This is a genomic window from Bacillus sp. EKM208B (assembly GCF_011800725.1).
Lineage (GTDB): Bacteria > Bacillota > Bacilli > Bacillales > Bacillaceae > Bacillus > Bacillus velezensis.
This window is the reverse complement of the sequence record NZ_JAANHO010000006.1, coordinates 281,758-290,422: the sequence shown is the minus strand read 5'-3', so window position 1 is coordinate 290,422 and position 8,665 is coordinate 281,758. Positions and strand designations below refer to the sequence as shown.

General features: G+C 47.8%; 9 protein-coding genes. 2 read left to right on the top strand and 7 right to left on the bottom strand.

All coding sequences use genetic code 11. The annotated features are described in order from the left end of the window. The 6 genes from G9F75_RS13380 to allC all read right to left on the bottom strand — a co-directional run. Positions 1-77, bottom strand: a 77-nt coding sequence (locus G9F75_RS13380; protein WP_167409146.1) for a response regulator aspartate phosphatase, incomplete at its 3' end; no start/stop codon positions are given. A gap of 134 nt (positions 78-211) precedes the next feature. Then, positions 212-391: a hypothetical protein gene (locus G9F75_RS20110; RefSeq protein ID WP_021493988.1), complete on the bottom strand. Its 180-nt coding sequence runs from the start codon at positions 389-391 to the stop codon at positions 212-214. A 124-nt stretch (positions 392-515) separates the two neighbouring features. Beyond that, entirely contained in the window at positions 516-1,649 is a 1,134-nt protein-coding gene (locus G9F75_RS13375; protein WP_094296265.1) for a hypothetical protein, read from the bottom strand. 56 nt (positions 1,650-1,705) lie between these two features. Then, a complete protein-coding gene (locus G9F75_RS13370; protein ID WP_094296266.1) occupies positions 1,706-2,902 on the bottom strand; it encodes an MFS transporter in 1,197 nt (398 codons plus the stop codon). 121 nt (positions 2,903-3,023) lie between these two features. After that, the gene (locus G9F75_RS13365) at positions 3,024-4,235 is read right to left on the bottom strand and encodes a pyridoxal-phosphate-dependent aminotransferase family protein (protein WP_306470952.1); all 1,212 of its coding nucleotides are present in this window, start codon (positions 4,233-4,235) and stop codon (positions 3,024-3,026) included. 60 nt (positions 4,236-4,295) lie between these two features. After that, a complete protein-coding gene (gene allC / locus G9F75_RS13360; RefSeq protein WP_167409143.1) occupies positions 4,296-5,537 on the bottom strand; it encodes an allantoate deiminase in 1,242 nt (413 codons plus the stop codon). 199 nt (positions 5,538-5,736) lie between these two features. Here allC and G9F75_RS13355 point away from each other — a divergent pair, with 199 nt between their 5' ends. After that, a complete protein-coding gene (locus tag G9F75_RS13355; protein WP_015240523.1) occupies positions 5,737-6,606 on the top strand; it encodes an endonuclease I family protein in 870 nt (289 codons plus the stop codon). 49 nt (positions 6,607-6,655) lie between these two features. On the opposite strand, the gene G9F75_RS13350 is transcribed toward G9F75_RS13355, so the two are convergent. After that, positions 6,656-7,762, bottom strand: coding sequence for an ABC transporter ATP-binding protein (locus tag G9F75_RS13350; RefSeq protein ID WP_094296269.1), 1,107 nt, complete (start codon positions 7,760-7,762; stop codon positions 6,656-6,658). 155 nt (positions 7,763-7,917) lie between these two features. On the opposite strand from G9F75_RS13350, the gene frlR reads away from it, so the two are divergent. Continuing rightward, positions 7,918-8,646: a transcriptional regulator FrlR gene (gene frlR, locus G9F75_RS13345; protein ID WP_014418812.1), complete on the top strand. Its 729-nt coding sequence runs from the start codon at positions 7,918-7,920 to the stop codon at positions 8,644-8,646. The last annotated feature ends 19 nt before the right edge of the window (positions 8,647-8,665 follow it).

The window sequence follows — 8,665 nt, the reverse complement described above, 5'->3', positions numbered from 1 at the left end:
ACACTGAACTGACGTATCATTTTGTACCATTCATTAATCTTAACGCCAACCTCCGATGATGGTAAAACAGAACTCACAAGGCCACTCCTCTTTTATATCATATTCTAACATTTCCAAAATTATGTATATCCGCAATAAAACCGCAAAATTTCATTCGTCTTGATCATAAATCTTAGTTTGAGTTTTAAGTCTACAACAAAAAAAGCAGGCCTTATGCAGCCTGCTTTTTTTTGAGAAATTTATCTAAGATGAACATAAATAATGTGAATAATAGAGACATCATCAACATGTCCAGTATAGTTGCATTAGAATTTTCTTTTACTAAGAAGAACCAGAGAAGCTGTAAAACGAAAGAAATCACAAAATACAATATGTACCTAATACTATTCATGTCAATCCATCCCTTCAATGATCCTTATTGTCCTATACAGCGTACACTGAACCATGCTGGAATCTCCCGGTAATGATGAGTAAATATATGCAGAATGAACTGGAGCTGATCTAATCACCTAAACTTATTTTAAAATTTCAAAACGTGCAATTTCCCACTCTTTGTTTGCTTTTAGCGGGATTGTTTTTAGCTTTTTGCCTGATTTCAAATCATAAGACGTGATGTCTCCAAGCTTCTTATCGCGCTGGATATCAAAGTTTTTGAGTAAAACATACATCTCTCTGTCAGTGAATTGAACATCATTCATTAATTTGTTATCATCCCCAGCATAAAAATCAAAAGATTTTTTCTTAACCATTTTTTTATCAAATATCTGCAGCTTCCCATCAAAAGAAACGGCTAGAACCTGATCTTTTACTATTTTCAATTTTGCAGGGTGAAACCCTTTCTCCATCTCGACTTCTTTTTTCACCTTTAGCGTCTCTTTGTCTATTAATATGAGCTTAGAATTCTCTTTCTCATTCACGTTATCATTAACTGCCAGTACAAATGTATTTTCATCTAAAGCTTGGAATGCATCCTTTTCATCCATGAAGTATATCCCTTTATTCGGTATGGATGCCTTGTTCTCTTGCTTATTTGTCTCTGGGTTAATTGAAAGGATGGACATACTTTCTTCATCACTTGAAATGACATAAATTTTATTTTTAGCGACGATTGCTGATCCAAGTTCTCCGTCAAGCTTTATTTGTTTCTTGTTTTTTCGGCTGTTTTCCTTCCAATATACCAATTGACTCTTCAGCCCTTTGTCTGTATATCCAACGTTAATGTCATGGATGATATAACCGTCAGAACTTCTTATAAAGAAAGCACCTTCATCCTCAGTTGTTTTTGACAAACTCTTTTCATTTATTTTGTTTATTGTTCCGGTTTTATTGTCTATCATCAAGTGATTATTGCTTCTATTTGATGAGAAGTACGTATCGTTTTTGTTATGTGAAGACATCGTAAAATTTATACCACCTTTCAATTCCAAGCTATCCATTTTAGTACCATCTTCACTGTAAACCCCAATCTCACTTCCCCTATCTAAAGTGTTGGAAAAACCAACAATAAAACTCGCATTGTCAATATCCTTTAATACAGTCTTTTGATTGCTGCTTTTTTCCTCTTTTTCATTCCCAGTTGGGATGAGACCGCAAGAGGTTGTGACGATCAGTATGCAAATGAAAATAAACAAGGTTTTAAGTCTATTCATTTTTTTCCTCCCTATGAGATAGCAAAAAGCCTCCGGATACACGGAGGCTTTGATTCTTATCCTTGCTGCGTGAACGGCCGGGTCTGTGTCTTTTTGCCCCAGCCAAGCGCGGCCAGAAAACTGATGGCGAGAATGGCCGCTCCCAGCATATACGGAAATTCCATATTTACATCAAAGAGAAAACCGGCAGCAGACGGTCCGGCGATATTCGCTAAGCTGATGAATGAGGTATTCATCCCTCCGGCAAACCCCTGCTGGTCACCGGCAAGCTTCGACAGCATCGTATTAACCGCCGGCCGGAGCAGCGATGTCAGCGTCAGAAAAAAGATTGCCGCGGCAAAAACAGTCCAATATGAACCCGCAAACCGGCACCACACAAGTCCTGCAGCCGCCCCGATCAACGTCACGTTAATGACGCGTTTTTCCCCGAACTTGCGGACGAGATAACTGACGCCGACCGCCTGCACAAACACGCCGATGAGACCCGCAGCCGTAATAATAAAGGCAATATCAGAGGCTTTAAATCCGTGTTTATGGTCAACGTAAAGGCCGAAAACCGATTCAAAGTTCATAATTCCGAAGTTCAGCACAAAAACCAGAATCAGCATAAACGCGAACGGCGATTTGAGCGCGCGTGACATTTGCTTAAACAGATGCTCACGTTTTTCCGTTTTAGCCCGGGCTTCCAGCTGCTTTTCACGCCCCAGCGTTTCGGGCAGAAAGAAAAATGAAAGCACCGTTGAAAAGCAGGCGAGACTTGCGGACACGATGAACGGCACAGACATGCCGTAATGAACCAAATAGCCTCCGACACCGGGCCCGATGACGACACCGAGCGTCATCGCCGCGCTGAACAGCCCCATTCCTTTCCCGCGTTCTTCTTCGGTCGTAATATCCGCTATGTAAGCGAACATTGACGGCATTAAAAACGCCGCGCCCATTCCGCCCAAAAGCCGGGATGCGAACAGTTGCCACAGGCTTCCGGCAAAAGCGAAGATCAATTGTGACACGGCAAAGGCGGCGATGCCGAAAATAATCAGTTTCCGCCGTCCGTATTTGTCGGTTATTTCCCCGGCAATAGGCGCAAATAAAAGCTGTGTAAGCCCCGCCGCCGCAACAAGCAGACCCATCGTGCTGCCCGTCGCTCCGAATTCGGTAATATAGGTGGGCATAATCGGAATAATCAATCCGATTCCAAGCATCGCAATAAACATATTCAGCATTAAAATTGACAATCGGCCTATGTACGCCATGATTTCTTACCTTCTCCCCAGACAAACAGATGATCATTCCATATTTGTCATTTTTTAAACCATTCAGTATAACGGGCAAAAGGGAAAAAAGTCCAGATGATTTCAATCTCGTTTTCAAGTCTCATGACAGCACACCGGTTTCAGCCGGCAGATCATATATGTTAAGGGCCGCCTGCAGCGCTTCCCCAGCTTTAACGGCAACTCCGTGTCTGATCAGAACCGCTTCAAGTCCGGCCAGCACAAACAGCACATTTTCCTTTCTGCAGCTGTAGCCCATCGTTCCGATTCGCCAAATTTTCCCCTGCAGCGGACCGAATGAGCTGGCGATTTCAATTCCGAATTGAGACAAAAGCATACTTCTGATCGATTCGCCGTCTGCTTCCGGCGGAATCTGCACACATGTGACGACAGGCAGCTTCGCCTCCGGATCGCCGAATAAATCAAGGCCCATCGCTGCAAGTCCCGCCGTAAGCGCTTTTTCGTGACGCCGATGTCTGCGGAACCGTTCTTCAAGTCCTTCTTCCAGGACAAGACGCACACCCTCCCGCAGCGCATAAAGCATTGCTGTCGCTTCTGTATGGTGATTCAGCCTTCTTTCACTCCAATAATCTTCGAGCTGGCTCAGATCAAAATAGTTGCTCGTAATCGGACGGTGACCGGACAGCATGTTGCCGTCAGCCGCCGTCGCAATGCCCCGTTCTATTTTTTTACGCGCGGCAATGACAGCTGCCGTCCGGTCATTATAAGTAATCGGCGCCATTCCGGAAGGGACCGATAGGCATTTTTGCGTTCCCCCGATGACTGCGTCAATCTTCCATTCATCCGTTTTTACGGCGCAGCCTCCGATCGTGGCCACGGCATCCACGATAAAGAGTGCGTCTTGGGCGCGGCACGCTTCCCCGATTTCTTTCAGCGGGTGAATCCGCCCCGTTGATGTTTCTCCGTGCACCATAGTGACGATTTTCGGGGAAATCTTTTTCATCTCGCTGATAATCTCGTCAGGCCGGAAGACCGTTCCCCATTCACACTCGATCGTATGAACGTCCGCTCCGTACCGCTCGGCGATTTCAGTCAGCAGGTATCCGAAGCGTCCGTATATCGGAACGAGCACACTGTCACCCGGTTCTATCACACTTGCGAGAACAGCCTCAATCCCCGCTCTTGATGTACCGTCAATCGGATAGGCCCAGCGGTTTTCCGTTTGAAACAATTCACGGAGCATTTGCATCGTTTCGTTCATGATGCCGGTAAATGCCGGGTCAAACTGGCCGATGATCGGAGCGCCCATCGCCCTCAGCACTCTCGGTTCAGCTTCTGTCGGTCCCGGTGTCATAATCGTTCTTTGCGGAATGCACAATTCTTTTCTGGTCGGCACGCCGATTCCCCCTTTACGTTAATAGGCAAGTTTATGTAATACATTCGCCAGCGTAAGGACGCCGGTTTCAAGCTGATGTGCGGGTGTGAATTCAAGCGGCGAGTGGCTGATCCCGCCACGGCTCGGCACAAACAGCATGCAGGCCGGAAAGGTTTTGCCGAGCATCTGGGCGTCATGTCCCGCTCCGCTTACGATCTTCTCCGGGTCCGCCCCCTGCTCTTTTGCAGCCTCTGCTGCGGTTCGCCTCAGTTTCTGATCCATTTGAACCGGCTCTATCCTCATATATTCATCAATAAAGGGTCTGACTCCTTTGCTGCGGCTGATGTTTTCAACAATCGATACCAGTTTCTGATGGAAGGCTGCCAGCACGTCTTCCTGCCGGTGGCGAATATCAACGGAAAACTGGATACGGCCCGGAATGACATTCGCCATATTCGGCTCAACCGTCATTTTCCCGCACGTCAGGCGGAGCTCTTCCGGCTGTCTTTCCGCTGAGAGCATGAGTTCATGGATGATGCTGCTTCCCGCCGCGAGCGGATCTTTCCGCCATTTCATTGAAGTGGTCCCCGCATGGTTGCATTCACCGTCAAGCGTAACGGTATAGCGTCTCTGTCCGGCAATCCCGGTGACAATCCCGATATCCTTTCCCGATCGTTCAAGCGTTTGCCCCTGTTCTATATGAATTTCCAGAAAGGCACTAATATCAGTGCGCAGCGGCGCCGGATAACGGCCTGCACCGAAGCCGTTATGCCGCATGGCTTCTTTCAGAGAAATGCCGGACGCGTCTTTCGGCGTTTCCGCATCTGAAAGTGAGAAAGCACCGGTGATATTGCCTGAGCCCCAATAGGTGATGGGAAAACGGCTCCCTTCCTCTTCACAGAGCGACACAGCTTCCAGCGTTTTTTTCGGACGCCCGCACGTCTCATGCAAATGCCGGATCGCCAGCATGCCCGCCAGCACGCCGAACGCTCCGTCATATTTGCCGCCGTCAATAACGGTGTCAATATGCGACCCGGTCAGAATCACCTCATCAGGCGATTCTGTGCCGCTCAGACGGCCGAACACGTTACCGACATCGTCAAATGCCGTTTCCAGCCCGAACGCCTCCATTTTCTTTTTGACGGCAAGCTGGGCGTCCATCCATTCTTTCGTATATAAAAGCCTCGTCACTCCGCCGGAAGCGGAAGCGCCGAATTGAGACAGCCATTGTATGTCATCGGAAATCCCGATATTCGCCGCCGAAAGCTGCTGATGTTCCATACACGCCCTCCTTTTAAACTGAAAAACTGACAAGATGATCTTCATTATAGAAGGAGCGCATAACGAGTTCATTATCATATCTTCCAAAAAATCAATGATTTTCCGGATACTTTGGCCAATAAGCCGAAGGAACCATTTTTCAAAAAAGATAGAATATTGGATTTATTTTTTGGATAATAGAGGTAAAGGAGGGCAAGTCATGACAAAAAAACTTTGGTTTCTGCCGATTGTCTGCCTGTTTTTCATTTTTGGATGGGCCGCGCCGTCAGCCTCTGCAGGCGCGCCGGCTGACACGAATCTGTACAGCCGGATGGCGGTTTCAACTGCCGGCGGCACAACTCTTTTTCCGCAAACTGCCTCAGCTGTCATCACTCCGTCTGCGGATACGGACACATATTACAAAGAAGCTTCCGGAAAAAGCGGAACGGCCTTAAAGAGCGCCCTGCACCGCATCATCAGCGGACATACAAAGCTGTCTTACAGCCAAGTCTGGAATGCATTGAAGGAAACTGACGAAGATCCGGCAAATCCGAACAATGTCATCTTGCTCTACACCCAGGAATCACGGGCCAAAAGTAAAAACGGCGGCAGCGTCGGGGACTGGAACCGCGAACACGTGTGGGCAAAGTCACACGGAAACTTCGGAACAGCTGCCGGCCCCGGGACGGACATTCATCATCTGCGCCCTGCAGACGTCCAGGTGAACAGTGCCAGAGGAAACATGGATTTTGATAACGGCGGCTCAGAATACCCGAAAGCGCCGGGCAATTATTACGACGGTGATTCCTGGGAGCCGCACGATGAGGTCAAAGGAGATGTCGCCCGCATGCTGTTTTACATGGCGGTGCGTTATGAAGGAGAAGACGGGTATCCCGACCTTGAGCTGAATGATAAAACCGGAAACGGCTCAGCTCCTTACATGGGAAAACTGTCCGTTTTGCTCAAATGGAATCAACAAGACCCCGTCGACAGTAAGGAAAAACGGCGGAACGAAATCATTTACGAAGACTATCAGCATAACCGCAATCCGTTTATCGACCATCCGGAATGGGCGGACGAAATCTGGTAATCGTATCATAAGAAGTGATAAGGGAGCCCCGATCATCAGGCTCCCTTTTTCAATATACGGCGTTTTTAGTGTCGGCATCAAAAAAGACGGCCCGGTTCATATTGACCGCAAGCAGAATGGCATCGCCGGGTTTCACCTGTGAAGCGCCGTCAAGACGGATCGTCATGCGGTCACCTCCGCTCACCGCATGAACGTACATCTCCGCGCCTAAGTTTTCACATACTTCCGCCACAGCGCGGCACACCGCTTCAGGCGGGTGCTCTGATTGTCCGGCAAGCGTCAAATGCTCCGGACGCAGCCCCGCAATCATCTCCTTACCGCTGTATCCTTTCTGCACAAGAACGGCCGCTTTTTCTTTCGGAATGGGCAGACGAACGGACGAACCGGCAAAATACCATTGCCCGTGACTTTCTTCAATGAGGCCTTTTATAAAATTCATACTCGGAGAACCGATAAAACCCGCCACAAACATATTCGCCGGATAATGATAAATCTCATGGGGGCTTGCGGCCTGCTGAATATCTCCTTCATTCATCACGACAATCCGGTCGCCCATTGTCATCGCTTCCGTCTGATCATGCGTCACATAAACGATGGTCGCTTTCAAACGCTGATGGAGCTTGCTGATTTCGGCGCGCATCGTCACTCGCAATTTCGCATCTAAGTTGGAAAGCGGCTCGTCCATCAGAAACACTTTCGGCTCCCGCACGATCGACCGGCCGAGCGCAACCCGCTGCCGCTGCCCGCCTGAAAGAGCCTTCGGTTTCCGCTTGAGCAGATGCCCGATTTCCAAAATATCAGCGGCCGTCCGGACTCGCTCTGCGATTTCTTTTTTCGGCAGCTTTCTGAGCTTCAAACCGAACGCCATATTGTCAAAAACCGTCATGTGGGGATACAGCGCGTAATTCTGAAAAACCATCGCGATATCACGATCCTTCGGGGGCAGATCGTTTACCGCGTCTCCGTCGATATAAAGCTTCCCCTCAGAAATGCTCTCCAGTCCGGCAATCATTCTGAGTGTCGTAGATTTGCCGCAGCCGGAGGGACCGACAAGCACCAGCAGCTCCTCATCTTTTACATCTAAGTGAAAATCCTTCACTGCCGCCGATTGGGCGCCGTATGTTTTTTTGATATGGTCAAATGTTAATGATGCCATTCGAAACCTCCTCCAATACTGGAAACCGCCACATCTTTCTGTTATGTTAAAAATGTTCGGGGTTTCTGACAGATTCATAAATGAAAAGCAAATTTGTATTATAACGTCATAATACATATAATAGTACTACTACTTGACAAAGGAGGTCCGTCCCATTGTTAAATAACGGGAGCTCGAAACCTTTATATATTCAGCTGAAACAAATTATCGCGGACGATATCAAGAAGGGCGTTTATTCGCCGTCCGTAAAACTGCCGACTGAAAATGAGCTGTGCGAAACGTACAACGTGAGCCGCATAACGGTCAGGAAGGCCATCCTTGATCTTGTGGAAGAAGGCTGGCTCGTCCGGCAGCAGGGAAAGGGAACGTTCGTTAAAAGCCCTAAACTGAAGCGGGAGCTCATCGCGGTCAACGGCTACTCTGAATTTATGGAATCAACGGGGAAAAAACCGAAACACCAGATCCTTTCTCATGAAATCATTGAAGCGCCTAAATCCATCGCCCAAAAACTTCGCGTCGATTCCGAAAGTCCCGTTCTTGAATTAAAACGCATTTTATTTCACGACGACCAGCCGCTCTCATTCGAAATCGCCCACTATCCGCTCAGTTTATTTCCCGACATCGGCAAGCATATTAAAGGCGGCGTGTCGATGCATGACATTTTGAAACAGCACTATCAGGTGGTGCCAACCCATAATACGAAGCTGTTAAATGTCGTATACGCCAAGCAGGAAGAAAGCCGCTATCTGGCTTGTGATATCGGGGATGCGCTTTTTGAAATTGACAAAACCGCTTTTATGTCAAAAGACCAGCCGATATACAGCTCGCTGTTTGTAATGCATACCGACCGCGTCACGTTTACCATTAACAGTCCCTATGCGTAACAAGTATAAAAAACGAGAC

Bases quoted from the DNA above. Each gene is read 5' to 3' on its own strand.
- G9F75_RS20110 (WP_021493988.1), bottom strand. From the start codon at position 391: ATGAATAGTATTAGGTACATATTGTATTTTGTGATTTCTTTCGTTTTA.
- G9F75_RS13375 (WP_094296265.1), bottom strand. From the start codon at position 1,649: ATGAATAGACTTAAAACCTTGTTTATTTTCATTTGCATACTGATCGTC.
- G9F75_RS13370 (WP_094296266.1), bottom strand. From the start codon at position 2,902: ATGGCGTACATAGGCCGATTGTCAATTTTAATGCTGAATATGTTTATT.
- G9F75_RS13365 (WP_306470952.1), bottom strand. From the start codon at position 4,235: ATGACACCGGGACCGACAGAAGCTGAACCGAGAGTGCTGAGGGCGATG.
- allC (WP_167409143.1), bottom strand. From the start codon at position 5,537: ATGGAACATCAGCAGCTTTCGGCGGCGAATATCGGGATTTCCGATGAC.
- G9F75_RS13355 (WP_015240523.1), top strand. From the start codon at position 5,737: ATGACAAAAAAACTTTGGTTTCTGCCGATTGTCTGCCTGTTTTTCATT.
- G9F75_RS13350 (WP_094296269.1), bottom strand. From the start codon at position 7,762: ATGGCATCATTAACATTTGACCATATCAAAAAAACATACGGCGCCCAA.